Annotated in this window: 14 protein-coding genes, 1 tRNA gene and 1 pseudogene; 5 read left to right on the forward strand and 11 right to left on the reverse strand. The window is 52.6% G+C overall.

Annotated elements, in window-relative coordinates:
• Positions 1 to 168 precede the first annotated feature (168 nt).
• Entirely contained in the window at positions 169 to 339 is a 171-nt protein-coding gene (locus ACR3EJ_RS17340; RefSeq protein ID WP_170547296.1) for a hypothetical protein, read from the forward strand.
• Between the two features lie 256 nt (positions 340 to 595).
• On the opposite strand, the gene ACR3EJ_RS17345 is transcribed toward ACR3EJ_RS17340, so the two are convergent.
• The gene (locus ACR3EJ_RS17345; protein WP_170547292.1) at positions 596 to 958 is read right to left on the reverse strand and encodes a nuclear transport factor 2 family protein; all 363 of its coding nucleotides are present in this window, start codon (positions 956 to 958) and stop codon (positions 596 to 598) included.
• A 669-nt stretch (positions 959 to 1,627) separates the two neighbouring features.
• Here ACR3EJ_RS17345 and ACR3EJ_RS17350 point away from each other — a divergent pair.
• Entirely contained in the window at positions 1,628 to 3,508 is a 1,881-nt protein-coding gene (locus ACR3EJ_RS17350; RefSeq protein WP_480423184.1) for an adenylate/guanylate cyclase domain-containing protein, read from the forward strand.
• Between the two features lie 301 nt (positions 3,509 to 3,809).
• On the opposite strand, the gene ACR3EJ_RS17355 is transcribed toward ACR3EJ_RS17350, so the two are convergent.
• The gene (locus tag ACR3EJ_RS17355; RefSeq protein ID WP_480423185.1) at positions 3,810 to 4,349 is read right to left on the reverse strand and encodes a nuclear transport factor 2 family protein; all 540 of its coding nucleotides are present in this window, start codon (positions 4,347 to 4,349) and stop codon (positions 3,810 to 3,812) included.
• Between the two features lie 306 nt (positions 4,350 to 4,655).
• On the opposite strand from ACR3EJ_RS17355, the gene ACR3EJ_RS17360 reads away from it, so the two are divergent.
• Together ACR3EJ_RS17360 and thpR are read left to right on the forward strand one after the other, a co-directional pair.
• Positions 4,656 to 5,771 (forward strand): adenylate/guanylate cyclase domain-containing protein, encoded by a 1,116-nt coding sequence (locus ACR3EJ_RS17360; protein ID WP_170543302.1) that lies wholly within the window; start codon positions 4,656 to 4,658, stop codon positions 5,769 to 5,771.
• Between the two features lie 136 nt (positions 5,772 to 5,907).
• Positions 5,908 to 6,426 carry an RNA 2',3'-cyclic phosphodiesterase gene (gene thpR, locus ACR3EJ_RS17365; protein ID WP_170543300.1) on the forward strand — a complete coding sequence of 173 codons (519 nt, stop codon included), beginning with the start codon at positions 5,908 to 5,910 and terminating at the stop codon, positions 6,424 to 6,426.
• A 480-nt stretch (positions 6,427 to 6,906) separates the two neighbouring features.
• On the opposite strand, the gene ACR3EJ_RS17370 is transcribed toward thpR, so the two are convergent.
• Positions 6,907 to 6,982, reverse strand: a tRNA-Thr gene (locus ACR3EJ_RS17370).
• 179 nt (positions 6,983 to 7,161) lie between these two features.
• On the opposite strand from ACR3EJ_RS17370, the gene ACR3EJ_RS17375 reads away from it, so the two are divergent.
• Positions 7,162 to 8,037: a hypothetical protein gene (locus ACR3EJ_RS17375; protein WP_170543297.1), complete on the forward strand. Its 876-nt coding sequence runs from the start codon at positions 7,162 to 7,164 to the stop codon at positions 8,035 to 8,037.
• Between the two features lie 10 nt (positions 8,038 to 8,047).
• Here ACR3EJ_RS17375 and ACR3EJ_RS17380 read toward each other — a convergent pair.
• The 8 genes and pseudogenes from ACR3EJ_RS17380 to ACR3EJ_RS17415 form a co-directional block, all read right to left on the reverse strand.
• Positions 8,048 to 8,158, reverse strand: a pseudogene (locus ACR3EJ_RS17380) (GapR family DNA-binding domain-containing protein); the annotation flags it as partial.
• 252 nt (positions 8,159 to 8,410) lie between these two features.
• Positions 8,411 to 8,809, reverse strand: coding sequence for a RidA family protein (locus tag ACR3EJ_RS17385; RefSeq protein ID WP_170543292.1), 399 nt, complete (start codon positions 8,807 to 8,809; stop codon positions 8,411 to 8,413).
• The gene (locus ACR3EJ_RS17390) at positions 8,802 to 9,716 is read right to left on the reverse strand and encodes a sugar kinase (RefSeq protein WP_170543290.1); all 915 of its coding nucleotides are present in this window, start codon (positions 9,714 to 9,716) and stop codon (positions 8,802 to 8,804) included. The genes ACR3EJ_RS17385 and ACR3EJ_RS17390 overlap by 8 nt, the downstream gene beginning before the upstream one ends.
• Before the next feature lie 55 nt (positions 9,717 to 9,771).
• Entirely contained in the window at positions 9,772 to 10,827 is a 1,056-nt protein-coding gene (locus tag ACR3EJ_RS17395; RefSeq protein WP_170543288.1) for a D-TA family PLP-dependent enzyme, read from the reverse strand.
• Positions 10,824 to 12,290: a M81 family metallopeptidase gene (locus tag ACR3EJ_RS17400; RefSeq protein ID WP_170543286.1), complete on the reverse strand. Its 1,467-nt coding sequence runs from the start codon at positions 12,288 to 12,290 to the stop codon at positions 10,824 to 10,826. The genes ACR3EJ_RS17395 and ACR3EJ_RS17400 overlap by 4 nt, the downstream gene beginning before the upstream one ends.
• Before the next feature lie 88 nt (positions 12,291 to 12,378).
• Positions 12,379 to 13,419 (reverse strand): TRAP transporter substrate-binding protein, encoded by a 1,041-nt coding sequence (locus ACR3EJ_RS17405; protein WP_170543284.1) that lies wholly within the window; start codon positions 13,417 to 13,419, stop codon positions 12,379 to 12,381.
• Between the two features lie 36 nt (positions 13,420 to 13,455).
• On the reverse strand, positions 13,456 to 14,739 hold the full coding sequence (locus ACR3EJ_RS17410) for a TRAP transporter large permease (RefSeq protein WP_010443244.1): 1,284 nt from the start codon (positions 14,737 to 14,739) through the stop codon (positions 13,456 to 13,458).
• Positions 14,736 to 15,254: a TRAP transporter small permease subunit gene (locus ACR3EJ_RS17415; RefSeq protein WP_170543282.1), complete on the reverse strand. Its 519-nt coding sequence runs from the start codon at positions 15,252 to 15,254 to the stop codon at positions 14,736 to 14,738. Before ACR3EJ_RS17415 ends, ACR3EJ_RS17410 begins: the two co-directional genes overlap by 4 nt.
• Positions 15,255 to 15,394: the final 140 nt, after the last annotated feature.

The following is a 15,394-nucleotide window of genomic DNA, read 5'->3' on the forward strand; positions in this document are numbered from 1 at the left end:
GCAGCGCCAAGATTTTCAACAGATATTACATCCCAAACCTGCGTGCTTTCTGACCTCGATGTTTCTACTACTGCAACGTGCATGTCTCATTGATTCAAATCATGGCGTAGGAACTCTACTTGCCCAACTGTTTGAACTGACTTGCTACATGAGACCGATGGACCAAAAATGTTGAGAACTGACAGAGTAGAAAAAGCAGTTCGTTTAAACCGCGAAGAACTGTTCCGGTTTGGTACGGCTCTGCTCTTCATCGTCGGCATCATGCTGGTAGCAATGGCCAGATCGGAAGGCGGAACAGTCGGAGTGCTCTTGATCGTCGCCGCAATGATCGGTGGATAGCCATTCTGCAACAAACCCAGACAGACTACGGCTTCTCGTTTGACAGGTTTCAATCGCCGCGGGCTTTGGTACTAACTTTTAACGATTGCGACCGTCTGCTTTGGGCTCACAGCAGACATTCGAGAGTTCACTATAGGGAGCGAACGTCGGTTGTGCGGACAAAGCGAACACCAAAATATTCGCAATGAATGTGGACGTGGGATTTTTAAGAAATTACTGGACTTCCAGTTGAGGTCCAGCGTCGCCGCTTAAGAAATCAGGCGTCAAAGTTCCAAATGTCGTGAACCATTTTCCAGCCCTCGTCGGTTTTCCTGCCGGTTACGATATACTTCCCTGTAAGCGCGGCATCTCCCATCTTGCCCGACAGCGTTCCGACTGAAATTGAACTGTCACCGTTAATATCGACGGAGCTGGCGACAATACTGACATCACTAAGGCCAGCATCAATGGCGGCTTGCCAATAACCCTGAATTGCATCCTTGCCATCAATACGACCTGCACCGGGTGGATGGATTGAAGCGTCATCGGCGTAATATTTCGCAGTGCCGGCGCCATCGCCTGCATTGATTGCTGCAGCCATACCGCTGTCGAATTCCTTTATCTGGTCTATGCCAGACATCTCTCACCCCATTTGTCTTAGTGTCTAATCAGAATTGCACAGAATTGGCATATTGACAAAAATTACGCCCTTCGCCGGTTTGTCCACAGGTCGACCAAGGACCAATCGCGTGATCGCTCGCTATCCCAAGCGCTTATGAAAGCGTTTGATGTGGGTTCCGCTATGGGCTCTCAACAGCCATTCGCAGCACTTAGCTGGAGCGCCCGCTCTGCCCCAAGCCGCCAGCACCAGCGCCCGACCGTCAGCACCCGGAACATCTCGTCAGCGGGTCGTCAGCGCCGGGGGACGGTCCTCTAGCGGTCTCGTCGGCACCTGCTGGCACCCTCTAACGGCCTCTCTAGCGGTCAGAAATGCCCCCGCAACCGCCCCAGTTCCGGTCACCGGTTGGAAAAGCCGAGTCTAATCATCGGACGGCAAGGATTCCTACCACCCCAGCCAGACCATCAGAACATGGAACGACAAATGGCTCTTGGGGCTAAACCCTCCAAGAAATGCCCCCGTTTATGCCCCAGTGGTTTCGGGTGTTACGGGTGCGAAGGGTGGGCCCTCAGAGGTCTTTGAAGGCCCATGCCACGGCTGCATCCAACAAGCAAATCTTTTAAAAACTTAAGAAGTTGAATATAATCTGACGAATTACACCAATCGATGGTCTCGTTCACGGGGCATGTCATGGGGGAGCAAAAAGGAAATACTTCCCAAGGGAATGGCAGCGAATGGCATGCTTCTATGTCAGTCGCTTTGGCGCTTGGGCTGGGTTTCTTTGTTCTCACTTCAGTCGCGGGTGTATTGGGCGTCGGGTTGGTCGTTGGCTATCGTAATACCTCGGAATTGCTTACCCAAAAGGCTCAACTCATAATTGGTACGCAACGACAACAGGTGGAGCGCTATCTAACTGCAGCTTCAGATCAAATCGATTTTATCGCGAGCAAAATCACCTTAGGGGAAGTTGAACCAGACGGCTCAGAAGAGTTCGTTAGCCTGTTGCTTGGCGCCATTTCAGCAACCCCTCAGATTCTGAGGATACAGTATATTGACAGACTACAAATCCTGACAGGTGTTGAGCGCACGGAAGACGAAACGCTTCCCATATTCTCGAAACTCGGAGACGATGTTGACCTGCGCGACCTCATCGACAAGACAATTGATACTGGAAAAGCTCGTTGGGGAAAAATTCTTTGGCGTGAGGAATACGGCCAATCTGTGTTGAGTTACCAAAGGCCGGTTATTCAGCAAGGAACGATAGTCGGCGTCCTGTCAGCTTGGGTTTCGGTTATAAAGCTATCTGAATTTTTGGCCGATCAGGAAATGGAATTCGGTGCAAACGTCTTCATTCTATACGGTAGGAACGCTGTTTTAGCCCATCCACTCATGGCGTTTGGGTACGCTGGTTTAAACCGCGCGGTACCGCTTCCTCAACAAGACCGTTTTTCCGATCCAATTGTTTCAGCGATGTGGCAACCGAATGACCGCTTTAGTGTCGCGAAGTACTTTCTAACCGGAGCGAACACCCGTTTCGTTGCCTACGCCGATTGGGAGTTTGTCATATTTTTTGAAGAGTTATCCGACTATGGCGCTCAACCACTTACCGTTGCCACTTATTTTGAAGCCCACGATATCATTGCGGAGGCGGCGCGGTTGAAGTGGGCGATCATTTTCTGCCTTGTTATGGCTGTTGTTTCGGCCGGTGTGGCTGCTTTGATTGGTCAGGAAATTGCCAAGCCAGTGCGCCGCCTGTCCGATAGCGCAAAGCGAGTGCATGATCTCGACATTTCGAAGGTCGATGAAATCGAAGGATCCTTTTTTCGGGAATTGGATGAGGCGGCACGCTCGTACAATTTCATGCTCGAAGGTCTTCGCTGGTTTGAACTTTATGTACCGAAACGTCTGGTCCGCCAATTGATGCGCCGAAACGCAGGGAAGCAGATCAAATCTTCCCACCGGGACGTGGTCATAATGTTCACGGATATTGTTGAGTTTACGACACTATCGGAGCATCTTACGGCTCCCCAAACGGCACTGTTCCTAAATGACCACTTTGCAGGGCTAGCCGACTGTATCCAGAATAACCACGGTACCATCGACAAGTTCATCGGAGACTCTGTGATGGCCATCTGGGGTGCTCTGGAACATCAAGATGATGCGGCCGACCTAGCTTGCCACGCGGCGATCGAGATCGCTAAGTGGATAGCGGATTACAATCAACATGAAAGGGTAGATGCGGGCTTAGCATATTCAGTTAGGCTGCGCATTGGTATCCACATCGGTCGTGTGGTCGTTGGGAATATCGGCAGCGAAGGGAGGCTCAGCTACACGGTGGTCGGAGATGCGGTGAATGTCGCGCAACGGCTGGAGGAAGCCGGAAGAGTTCTGGGTAGTACCCGAAGTGAAGTGAATATTCTTGTTTCCAGTTCTGTACGTAGCGCGTTGGTCAAGCCAATAGAATTTGAGCGCATCGGCGCACACAAGCTTCGAGGAAGAGAGGAACTAGTTGAAATATATTCGCTAGTAATAGACCAACCACTAAATCTGGAGTTTAGTGAAACCGATTAGCTAGAAACGAAGCAATAGGGAAACATAGGGCGATTGCCAATCAATGTTTTTAAAAGGCGCAGGTTCGTTTCATATGGATGCTGGCTCTTGGATGAAGGGACTGTGTGTCAACTTTGTCCGCAAAGTAGACCTTCAAGCAAGCTGCAGCGAACGACCGGTTTGAGCCCAATGCGGACGCACTATTATTCTAATCCTCGCAATCACAACATTTGATACATCGCTTTATTACCATGAGGCCATCGTCTTGGCGCACCTTCATTGACGTCAGCTAGCTTTGCGCTTCCCAACGAGCGCCGGTCGGTCAAGAAGATGTCGCCAGGCGATCAATCAATTGATTTGCGGGCGCGGTTGAGTCAATCAACCGGTCTTTTTGCTGCGCCCCGAGGATCGGGAGGTCCTCGCCAATCAGGCCAAGTTGACGAAGAACGGTGGCTTGATCCCAGTAAATGTGTTCGGACGCGATTAAACCGTCCTCAAAATGAATGATGCCTACGTGCGGCACAGCAAGACGCAGGCCTGTGGCTTCGACACCGGGGACAAACCAATCCATGCGCAATGAATGTGTCAGATGGAGGATGAATTCATCCACAATACGGTTTTGTCCGACCGTTCTCGTGATGACCTCTAGTTCCGCATCTTCCGGAAGCTGCGGTATGAATACTTCGGCATAGAATTTCCTCAAAGCTTCGCGGCCAGTTGCTCCCGTGTTCACTGGAACATGTATTAGAACAGGATTGTCAGTCATGGTTGCGATTGCTTTGTCGGCGTCCTTGTGGGCGAATTCGCTTGCGGTATGGGCTTCCCAAACATCAATCAGCGCTTGGTCGTCTTTGGTGAACATCTCAATCTCCATTTGCGGCGCCAATCGCGCTAAATCATTAAACTACTAAAAACAGTTTGGTTTACATCTGCAACGTCGATACTGCAGTAAATTATCCAAACCTATTTCAGCGGCCAATACACTCAGGTCGTCTCACTGAAATGCAGCGCGATTGTAGACGCAATTGATGAAGCCTTGGCGTGTTTGAAAGTAAGCAACTAACCTTTGGTCAGTCATGTTGCCAATCCGAGTGATTTGCCTCAATTCGGCTAAAACTATCTAATTCAATAAATGACTTAAACGGCAGCTTCGTCCGCAAAGCGGACATTGGAGCAAGCTGCAACGAACGTCTGCTCTGCGGACAAGTTGCCCTTTGAGTTGCAAGGCAATTCCGGTATTTATTTAGGTAAGAAGCTTTTGCTAAACCGCTGCAACAGCGATAACCAGCGGCGGCCTGCCTGGAAAAAACTTGTGATCAAGCCTTCTTCAGAATTGCTTGCTGTATCGCGCCGCTGGAGCATGAACACCAGCAGTGGTGATCAGATAGCTTTGCCCAATTTTCTGTCCAACAGCGAAAACCTTCGCTTTCTCGGGTCCGCGAGTGGCGAGAACTGGTGCGGACAGGAAGTAAGAGACGCGGTTGTCGCGTATTTCCAAGATAAGCCTGATATTCTGCACATGGAGGAGCTTTTCGCTGAAGCCTTTGAAGCAGGCGACATCGGATGGGCCACCATCATTAACAAGGTCACTTTAGTGGGCAGGTCCGAAAAACCGTTCGAATTTCGCGATACGCTGATATTCGCGCTGGAGCAAGGGAGCTGGAAAATCATCAGTCGGCACGGCTCTGTGCCAACACCCAATCAAGTCATCATGGGGATGGAGCAGACGTCAATGTCTCAACTGGCCGAGGCAGCGCGTGAGAGTATGTCGTTGGGCCAAACCGAGGGACTTGCTTCCGTCATGTTTACGGATGTTGTGGCATCCTCCGTCATCGCAAACACACTGGGAGACCGTGCGTGGTCTGCGAAGATCAATGCTCATTTTGCGGCAGTAAAACAGGTCATTGAAGCGAATGGAGGCCAATTCGTCAAAACACTTGGCGATGGCACGATGTCGTCTTTTGCGTCAGCTCGATCTGCAATGTCGGCAGCAGGTAAAATTCAGCGTGATCTGGCGAACGAAATTGCCGAGCCCCGGCTCGCCGTCAGAATTGGAGTTCACACTGGCGATGTAGTGCAGTCCCATGAGGATTTCTTTGGCTCGGTTGTCAATATTGCCGCTCGTATCGCGGCTGTTGCGGGTCGAGGCGAGGTTCTTGTGTCTGACGTGACGCGTGCATTGGTTGGTGATGATCCAAACCAGAAGTTTGAACTTTTGGGTGAATTTGAATTGCCGGGTCAACAAGGTACAAGCATTTTGCATGCCATGAATTGGCGTTCTTGACCGTCTGAAGTGATGGTCCGTTTAGGGCTCAAACGACCCGTCCGGAATCGCCGCGGACAAGTGGCAACCATACACAGCTTTGTGGAAATTCTGGCATGATACACACTTAACTCAAGAGGAGAAATAATAGGACTCCATGCGGTCTTTCATAGCGATATCGCTCAACGACGACGTAAAAGCCGCTTTTGCGCCCATGCAACGCGCGCTGCCGGTCGGCCGACTGGTATCGTCGGACAACATGCATTTGTCGCTAGCTTTTCTGGATGATCAGACCGAGGAGGCGTTAGAGGAATTGCATGAAGAGCTTTTGATACTTTCAGCTCCACCCTTCGGTGTCACCTTTTCAAGGATCGAAAGTTTTGGGCAGGTTCTGGCTGTCGTGGTGGAGGATTGCCCAGCACTCATAGCTTTGCACCGAAAAGTCCAGAACGCCGTGCGGCGAGCCGAGATCGTGCTGCCCCGTCGGCGCTTTCGCCCGCATGTGACGATTGCTCGCTTCAAACCAGGACAACACGAGGCGGTTCAACTCGTCCAACGTCCTTGCACTATGAGTGCCTTGCCAAAGATGCCGGTGACCGGCTTCACCCTATACCAATCGACCTTGCGTCCCGAAGGTGCCCGACACGAAGCCTTGGCGCATTATATCCTCAGGTGACGGGCTGCCGTTGCAGCCAAACCGGCCAGCGCTTTGCATACATATGCGACAAAAAAACGATCACTGTTGATCGCCCGCCCAAATCGCTCATTGGTGCGGATGCAGCGATTACTCAGTTTGTCCGCCACCCTGCCTTTACGCGCCAGCACTCCAAACGGCCCGGATCAGGGGGCTGAGTCACCGCCTAGGGTAAATACCTCCGGACAAATCTACACTCCGCAGCGGAATCGCAGATCAGACAGCCGTCAGGAAGGTGGGGTTGCCGCCCCGCTTACGCTTTTACCGATTCAAGGAGCTTTTTGAGCAAGGTGGCGAAGAAGCCCTAATGGACCTTAACCGCCTACTCCCTCAGCAGGCAATCAACTGTGGAATCGAATGAAGAATTGCGAACACCAGAGCCACATAGATGGATATTAAGGTGGATACGATACGCTCTCAATCTGGATTCTACATGAATTTCAGATAATTGCAAAGACTGAATGGTGCCCCCACACGGACTCGAACCGCGGACCTACTGATTACAAATCAGTTGCTCTACCAGCTGAGCTATAGGGGCACTGGGTGTCGATTAATCGCTCGGAACAGGGACTGCAAGCCCGAATTTTCGCGTCGCCTTAACTTTGTGATGGTTTGCCTTAGGATAACCTAATAATTAGGCCTCATCCAAATTTGACTGCGCCGGGGACAGGTTGTAACCCAAGCGATAATTTCGCCCGAGGCAAGGACAATTCCAATATGCAGATGGTCATCCAAGCCGGAGCACACTTTACCGACCACGACCCGCTGCTCAATCTGCTTCAGGCGAACGTCCAGCTTGTCGCTGAGAGACATGCGGCATTTTGGGGGATGCGTCCGTTCAGAAAGATCTTTCGGCCAGCACTGAAGCCTGCGGCTGACCGCCCTTCGCACCAAGATACGCGGGCAAGGTTTCAGAAATTAATGCCTCAGGGGCAACAGGTTGATCGAGCGATCCTGTCAAGTGCGCTGTATCTTGGTGAACGGGCATCAATCATCATGGATGGGCAGTTCTATGCGAATGCGGGTCAAAGGATGTCCTATATGGACCACCTGTTCAGCGATTCGTCTGTCGAACTGTTTGTGGGGCTGCGCAATCCCGGCAGCTTTATTCCGAAGGTATTGATGTTGCTATCGGCCCCCGAGCGCGAACATATAGTTGCGACGACCGATCTGAGTTGCCTGAGTTGGCTTGCGATGATTGAGGACATTCGCGATCTTGCTCCAGACGTCAAGATCACCTTGTGGAGTAACGAGGATTCTCCTCTGATCCTTGGTGACATTGCACGCGCACTTGTCGGACTACCCGCGGACACGCAGCTTGATCAGGAATACGCGCTGCTGTCCTCGCTGATCTCGGATCTGGGTAAGCAGGAGCTGAAGGGGTTGAGGGAACAACAACGCCCACCCGACGATCCCATTTTCAGAGGAAGGTTAGCACAGATTTTTCAGCAGCATGCGCTGACAGAGGCGATCGAGGAGGAGGTGGAACTGCCCGGCTGGAGCGAAGACATTATCGCGGCGTTTACCGAGCTTTATGAGCAGGATCTGGCGCGGCTTCGGACCATGCCAGATCTCCGTTTTTTGAACCCGTAAGCGGCTGAAGTTACATCCCCAGCGCTTCTTTGTACATTTCCAGCACGGCTTCTTCTTTGGCGATAACGTCCTTGTCGCGCTTGCGCAGGGCGACGACGTTGCACATCACTTTGGTATCGTAGCATATTTACGAAATTAATTTGTCTTTAATATCGGGCAAGCTCGTCCGTTCACAGCCCAAAGCGAACTTTCACAAATGGACTCTGCAAACCCCAGAAGTGCAACCATCCGGTCTAAGCCTTATCAACAATAAATGTCCGTATTACTCGCGGTGCGTTACAAAACGTCCTTCCAAATGGTGCTCTATAATATTTCAAGAAGATAGGCTGGCAAAAAGTGCCAGCTCAATTCAATTGGAAAGAGTATCTTGGAGCTAGCCCAGCGGTTTGTATGCGACCGCGTCAATCTCGACCTTGGCGTCCACCATGATTTGCGAACGGACGGTTGAGCGCGCCGGGCCGCCATTTGGGAAGTAGCTTGCGTAGACCCGGTTGAACGTCCAAAAATCTCGAGGATCGTCCAGCCAGACGCCCACTTTCGCTACATCATCCAGAGTGCAATCAGCCAGCGCCAAAGCTGCGATCAGATTTTCCATCGTTTTTCGGGTTTGTGACTCGATGCCTCCCGCTTCTATTTCCCCATTTTCTTTCATTGCCACCTGCCCGGATATGAACACAAAGTCGCCGGCTCTTACAGCTGGAGCAAAAGGTAGCGGTTGACCACCTGCACCGGTCCTGTCATCGCCCAAGCGCTCGATCTTTTTCTCAGTCATTGAAGTGATTTCCTTCTGTTAGGTCTTTTCCGTAAGGAATGGGGTCCACGGCACCAAAGCCCGTAGTCGAAAGGGCCGCGCCGCGGTTCGCGAGTTCAGCAGACTTCAAGGCATCCTTGTTTTTCAGGTAAGCGGACAGGAAAATTCCGTTAAAACAGTCTCCCGCGCCTGTAGCGTCGACCGCCGGGACTGTTACTCCGGGAATTGTGAGAATGCCTTGCCCGTCGGATATGGATACACCGTCCGCACCAAGCGACAGCGCCACAACTTCAGCGCCCAGATTGTGGTAGAAGTCAATTATGTCCTCGGGGCTGTGAAGGCTCGTCAATTGACGGGCGTCATCGAGCCCTGGCAGCACGATATTGCAGCGCCGCATTGCATCGTGAGTAACCTGCCGGGCCTTGTCTAACGGCCAAAGAGCTGTCCGCAAATTGGGATCGAAAGCAATTGATACGCCAGACTGCCGCGCTGTGTGGATTGCTTCCTGAGTTGTTGATTGTAGCTCTGGACTTACCCCAAGACTGATCCCGGAAGTATAAAACATCCTAGCATTGGAGATTGCATCGCCTGGAATTTGTTCCGGTAACATCCGACTGGCGGCGGAGCCCTTTCGACGGTAAACGAAATGGTGCCCGTCTCCATCGTGAAAGACGAAATAGAGCCCCGTGTCCTCACCCGAGGCAGATAACACGTGCTCGTGGTTCACACCTTCTCGGGACCACAAACCCCGAAGCTTCTCGCCAAATTGGTCGTCTCCGACGCGCGAAATCAAAGCGACGTCAATCCCCTGTCTGGCAGCAGCGACAGCGACGTTGGAAACATCTCCGCCGAATCCCCCTTTGAACAGTCCATCCTGGCATGCGTTTAATTCGAACAGGGGTTCCCCTAAACATATGAGGTCAGCCATGTTTCACCTTATTGATGCCCGACGCAGGCTACGTCTTTGGGCTACGGTTTTGCCGTTACTGAACTTTGCCTCGCGCCACGACTGGAACAGGCCCTAGCGAATGATCCTCGCGAATGGTCTCAATCTGATCAACCATGTTGGTCACAACACAGGCATGGTTTGGAATAATCCGGATGCGCTCGCCAACCTTCAGATTGATCTTATCGGCCTTCAGAACGCCATGTTCCTCTGACAGACCCTGAACCACAATGTCCGGGCGACCTATCACGTATCCGTGGCCTTCCAGTCCCAACAGATCTGAGGTCAACACTTTAGATCCCGCATCAATCACAGCCCGATTGTCTGCAGGGACTGAGATCACCGTTGCGAGGACGCTCAGCGCACAGTCCTCCCACGTGCAGACGCCCTGTGCATGAAGGGAGCGGTCGTTATAGATATAGGTGCCTATCCGATATTCAGTTGCAACTGGAACATCCTGCGCCTGCCACATTCCTGGTGAGCCGCCATTTGACACGACGGGCACCGGCAACCCGATCTCTTCAATTTCTCGTTTGGCTCTGGTGAGCCATTCTTGAACAGCAACCTCTTGGCCCGCCGGCGGATAGGTCATTAGACCGAGGAATGTAACACCTGGCTGGCTATCGATATAACGTGCCAGATCTCGCGCCTGCTCAGGGGTGGTTACGCCACAACGCGCCGCGCCGGTGTCGCACTCTACTAGTACACCCAGTGGTGTCGCAGCATCAGCAAAAAATCTCGACAAACCGTCAACGGTTTCGGTGTTGTCCGCGACAACAGACAATCTCACTTTCTCTGACAGGGCACGCAACCGCGCCAACTTGGCGTCACCGAGGATATTAAAGGTTATCAGCACATCGTCGATACCACCCTCAGCAATCATTGCCTCGGCCTCACTCACTTTCTGGCAGGTTATGCCAATGGCACCGGCCTCTATCTGCCGTTTGGCCAGCATAGGTAGTTTATGGGTTTTGATGTGCGGGCGGACGGCGAGTCCGTGTTTCGCACAATGCCCCTGAAAGCGGTCGATGTTCGCTTCGGCGATATCCAGGTCGACCAGGACAGCCGGTGTGTCGATATTAGGAAAAATCATTCTACAATTTCCTCGTGAGGGTTTTTGACGATAGGCCAAATTGGGCGTGTCAGATTATTGTAGCGTGTTTTGGTGGGATCATTCGGATAGGGGCCTTCGACGGCTGCATAGATAATTTCGGTAGCGACGTCGGAGAAGGCACCATGGAAATGGTTTGTAGATTTGACGACCAGTATCTTTTTTTCTGTGACATCGATGCCGAGGTTGGTGAACAGGTCTGGCGAGAAGGCCTGACTTCGGTTTGAGTTCAAAACGACCTCTATCCCACCCAAACGAATGACCGAGCAATCCCCCATGGGGACGATAGATGCACCAAAGCTTTGAACTGCATTGCGTTGATTGCGGACAACTGTGACCGTGGCGTCAATTGGGTTACCTGCGAGAGCCGACGTTTTGCCCCCGAAGCGTAGATCAAATACTGCGCCCTCTCCAGCCGCATGGCATAAGCGAACAGCCATGGGATCCCATATCGTGCCGAATGCGACAGATTTAAGGTTTTGAGCAATGGCCTCTTCAAGGATCAGGGTTGAATCCCCTGCGACTCCTCCGCCCGGGTTATCCCACACATCCGCTACGACTACGGGTCCATGCGTGGCTTTCTGAGCCTTTTTCAATGCTTCAACCGGAGACAGGTAGTCTGGCTTTGTCTGTCCTCGGAACGAAAACAGCTCCGTCCCCAAATTCCGGGCTATATTGTCGGCTTTGGCCTGATCATCATCTGTCAAAACGACGATTTTGGCGCCGACATCTGGGGAATCGCCGGCCATAAACCCGTGAATGACAGAAACTGAAAGAACTTCCTCCTTTGCCTCCATCTGGTTCAACTGATCGACAAATCCGCGCATGGGTTCTTGGCTGGTTGGCAGGACATCCAACATACGAACGTCAAAAACTGAGATAACGGGCCGAATGTCTCCTTTGATCGTGCGCAGTGTCAGATCGACACAGGCTTCTCCTGCTTCAACAAAATCAGTATGCGGAAATTCTTTGAACACAGTGATTATGTCAGCATTCGATACACGTTTCTGGCTGAGATGACTGTGCGGGTCGAAACTGGCTCCGATAACCGTCTTAGGGCCGACAATAGCACGAACGGCTTCGATCAAATCACCTTCGCAATCCACACACCCTTCGGCAATCATCGCGCCGTGCAGGCCAAGAACAACGCCGTCCAAAGGCAAAGCAGAGGTCACCTGATCCAGGACCTCATGTTTCAGCCGCGCCCATGTTTCACGGTTTAGCAACCCGCCCGGTTCCGCCCATGTGGCGGTGCCCTCGATCAACTCCAGCTCGTTCGCCTGCGCCCGTTTTCTCAGTGCCGGAAACACAGCGCTGCACAACGTGGGGGTAATGGGATGTTCGCCGGGTGGTGCGTAAAAGCTCTGCTCGAAATCGGAAAAATCCGTGCGCAGGGGGGAAAACGTGTTTGTTTCGGTCGCAATGGAGGCACAGAAAACCCGCATGTCTAATCCAATTCGTTGTTTGGGTCGGAGACCAGAAACTGATCTCCGACAAGAGGTGCTGCCGGTTGGTTCCGGCAGTCAGGGAGGATCAATCGAGGTAAGACGCGTTGTTGGCGTTCTCTACTGCAGCCTTGAAACTTGCCAAAAGCTCGGCCGCTTTCTCATCCAGATTTTCCTGTACATGCGCTTCAAAAGCAGGCTGCGTTGCAGCCGCCATGGAACTGCGTTGCTCGTCAGTCAGGGCCGTTACTTCAATCTGATCCATGAGGCCCGCAAGACCTCTATCTGAGGATTCGATGATCCGTGACAGACCGCGGCTTGCAGTTACGCAGTTTTCTGCAGCCGTACGGATCGTGGCCTGCTCGGCTTCGGACAGGCCCTCAAAGAAGGCGCGGTTGATCATGAAGGTGTAGGGTGAAAACAAATGGTTGGTCAGCGTCAGATACTGCTGAACTTCGGCAAAATTGGCGAAGGAGATGATCGGGACCGGATTCATCTGGCCGTCAATCACGCCAGTTTGAAGGCCGGAATACACCTCGCCCCACGAGAGGGGATAGGCTTCGGCGCCCAAGGCTTGCACGATCTTCTGATGCGACGGCAATGTCATTGTGCGGATGCGAATGCCATCAAAGTCCTTTAGGTCCGCAATAGGTCTCTGAGAGTTGGTGACCGCAAAGAACCCGCCCGTATCAGGGAAGCCCAGCACCACAACATCACCCAGTTCTGCTTCGATATCTGCGGCCAAGGCTTCGCCGAACTCGCCGTCAAAGACTTCGTAGGTCGATGCGTTGCCACTAAATGCAAATGGTAGATTCAGCACATCAATCCGCGGGTAGTAGCTTGCCAAGGCGCCAGTCGATGTCAGGGTTGCCTGAATGATGCCGTCCCGCACCTGCTGCACATGCTCGGCGGCGGAGCCCAGTTGGTTTGATCCAAACACTTCGACCGTGACGCTGCCATTGGTGCCGGAATTCACGAGGTTGGAGAACACGGCCGTACAGGCGTGCGCCGGATTCTCAAATGGATCTGTTTTGTTGTCGTGCCCGAATTTGATGACGCCACCTTCGGCCAGCGCACTGGTCGCAAGCATGGTTGCGGTAAGCGCCGCACCTGTCAGAATAGTCTTCATTGTTCTTCTCCTGTTGGTTTGGATTTCTTGGGGAATTTACTGAGCAAAGCCCAACATCCGGGGCAGCCAAAGGGCTGCGTCCTCCCAAAATGCAAAGGCAAATAAGATAGCGATTTCGGCAATCAGAAACGGGAACAGCTTGATGGAAATCCGCTCCAGCTTTTCGCCGGTGACGGACGACAGAACAAACAGACAAGCGCCCACCGGCGGGGTCATCAACGATATGTTTAGGGCCAGAACAAAGATGATCCCGGCGTGAATAGGTTCCAGGCCAACCTGCTGTGTGAGCGGAACCAACACCGGCGCAAGGATGATCAGGATGGCGGTGATATCCATAACCATACCAACAATCAGCAGCAATCCGATGATGATCGCGATAACGGCATACCGGTTATCTGAAAGGCCAAGAACGGTTTCCGCAATCAGTTGAGGAATGCGCTCAAAGCTCATCCACCAGCCGAGAATGCCAGCGAAGGCGATAATCACAAAGATAACGCCAGTAATACGCGCCGTACGGACAAGCATCGCATAGAAGCCTTTGAACGTCAGCGACCGATAGACAAAAATCCCGATGAACATCGCGTAGGCCACAGCAATCGACGCAGCCTCTGTCGGGGTGACGATCCCACCCAGAATGCCCCCCAGGATAATTACAGGCATCGCCAACGCGGTCAGTGAGGAAACAAATGTATCCCAGACCTCGCGAGGGCTCGCGCCGCGCAGTGCTTTTGGAAGGTTTTCTCGCTTACCGCCGATGGCTATGACCGCCATGCAGACGATACAAATCACTAGGCCTGGCAGAACGCCTGCGGCGAACAGGCCTGCAATGGAGACACCCATTAGTGACCCGTAGACGACCATTAGCCCCGAGGGCGGAATGGTTGGGCCGATTATGGATCCCGCTGCAGTGACCGCACAGGCATAATCACGTTTGTAGCCTTCTTTTACCATTGCAGGCACAAGTGTCCGACCAAAGGCCGCCGCGTCCGCAGTCGCCGAGCCGGTTAGTCCAGCGAAGAAAACCGAAGCCAGCATATTGGTATGGGCCAGCCCACCACGGAACCGTCCAACCAGAACCTGAGCCAGTTTCACAAGACGACTGGTGATCCCGATGTCATTCATGATCTCACCGGCCAGAATGAAGAACGGCATGGCAAGAAAGGGAAAGATATTGAGGCCGTTAAATATCTTGCTGGGACCAATCGCCAAGAACTGCGTTCCGCCCATGTCAATCAGACCCACGACGCCGGCAAGGCCAATGGCAAACCCAATCGGCATCCCAAACAGGATAAGGGCGACAAAAACGATTGCGACGATCACAGCGTTTCCTCCGCCTCAGTGGCAAAGGGTGGCTGGTCAATATGCGACCCCATATCCCGAAACAGGACCAGCACCAGCTGTACGGATGACAGTGCCGCCGCGACGGGAATGGCTGCGTAAAACGGAGCAAGGCTGGCGCCAAAAATCATCGCTTGGCGGGGAGCTCCACTTTCGGCGAAGCTGATCCCAAAAAACGCGACGTATAAGAACAAAGCCAGCGCCAAAACGTCCATCGCAACCAACAGAGTACGGCGCAAACCGACAGGAAGTATCATGATGAATGCGGTCAATCCGATGTGGTCCCTGCGCGCGATTCCGGAAGAAACGGCGAGCAATGCGGCCCAGATCATCAGGTAGCGGGCCAGTACCTCGGGCCACGGGAGTTGCCAGTGAAAATAGTAGCGGTCGACTACGCCAAGCCAGACATCCAGCACCAAGGACAACATCAACGCGGCGACGATACCCTCGACGACTGAATTTATCTTTGCGCTTGCGCTGGCAAACCAGTCTGACATTCGCACTCCTCCCCAGGACCCGAATCTGTAACTTGGTTACACCTTGCGCGATCAGGGTCGATTTTTCAACGAGAAAATGTAACTTAGTTTCTTTATAGCTGCCAAAATTAGGGAAACTTCGCGAATATCGGTGAATATCT

The sequence above is a fragment of the Ruegeria sp. AB11 genome, assembly GCF_056536325.1.

Excerpts from the sequence above, each read along its gene's own strand:
- ACR3EJ_RS17340 (WP_170547296.1), top strand. The coding sequence starts at position 169 with ATGTTGAGAACTGACAGAGTAGAAAAAGCAGTTCGTTTAAACCGCGAA.
- ACR3EJ_RS17345 (WP_170547292.1), bottom strand. The coding sequence starts at position 958 with ATGTCTGGCATAGACCAGATAAAGGAATTCGACAGCGGTATGGCTGCA.
- ACR3EJ_RS17350 (WP_480423184.1), top strand. The coding sequence starts at position 1,628 with ATGGGGGAGCAAAAAGGAAATACTTCCCAAGGGAATGGCAGCGAATGG.
- ACR3EJ_RS17355 (WP_480423185.1), bottom strand. The coding sequence starts at position 4,349 with ATGTTCACCAAAGACGACCAAGCGCTGATTGATGTTTGGGAAGCCCAT.
- thpR (WP_170543300.1), top strand. The coding sequence starts at position 5,908 with ATGCGGTCTTTCATAGCGATATCGCTCAACGACGACGTAAAAGCCGCT.
- ACR3EJ_RS17375 (WP_170543297.1), top strand. The coding sequence starts at position 7,162 with ATGCAGATGGTCATCCAAGCCGGAGCACACTTTACCGACCACGACCCG.
- ACR3EJ_RS17385 (WP_170543292.1), bottom strand. The coding sequence starts at position 8,809 with ATGACTGAGAAAAAGATCGAGCGCTTGGGCGATGACAGGACCGGTGCA.
- ACR3EJ_RS17390 (WP_170543290.1), bottom strand. The coding sequence starts at position 9,716 with ATGGCTGACCTCATATGTTTAGGGGAACCCCTGTTCGAATTAAACGCA.
- ACR3EJ_RS17395 (WP_170543288.1), bottom strand. The coding sequence starts at position 10,827 with ATGATTTTTCCTAATATCGACACACCGGCTGTCCTGGTCGACCTGGAT.
- ACR3EJ_RS17400 (WP_170543286.1), bottom strand. The coding sequence starts at position 12,290 with ATGCGGGTTTTCTGTGCCTCCATTGCGACCGAAACAAACACGTTTTCC.
- ACR3EJ_RS17405 (WP_170543284.1), bottom strand. The coding sequence starts at position 13,419 with ATGAAGACTATTCTGACAGGTGCGGCGCTTACCGCAACCATGCTTGCG.
- ACR3EJ_RS17415 (WP_170543282.1), bottom strand. The coding sequence starts at position 15,254 with ATGTCAGACTGGTTTGCCAGCGCAAGCGCAAAGATAAATTCAGTCGTC.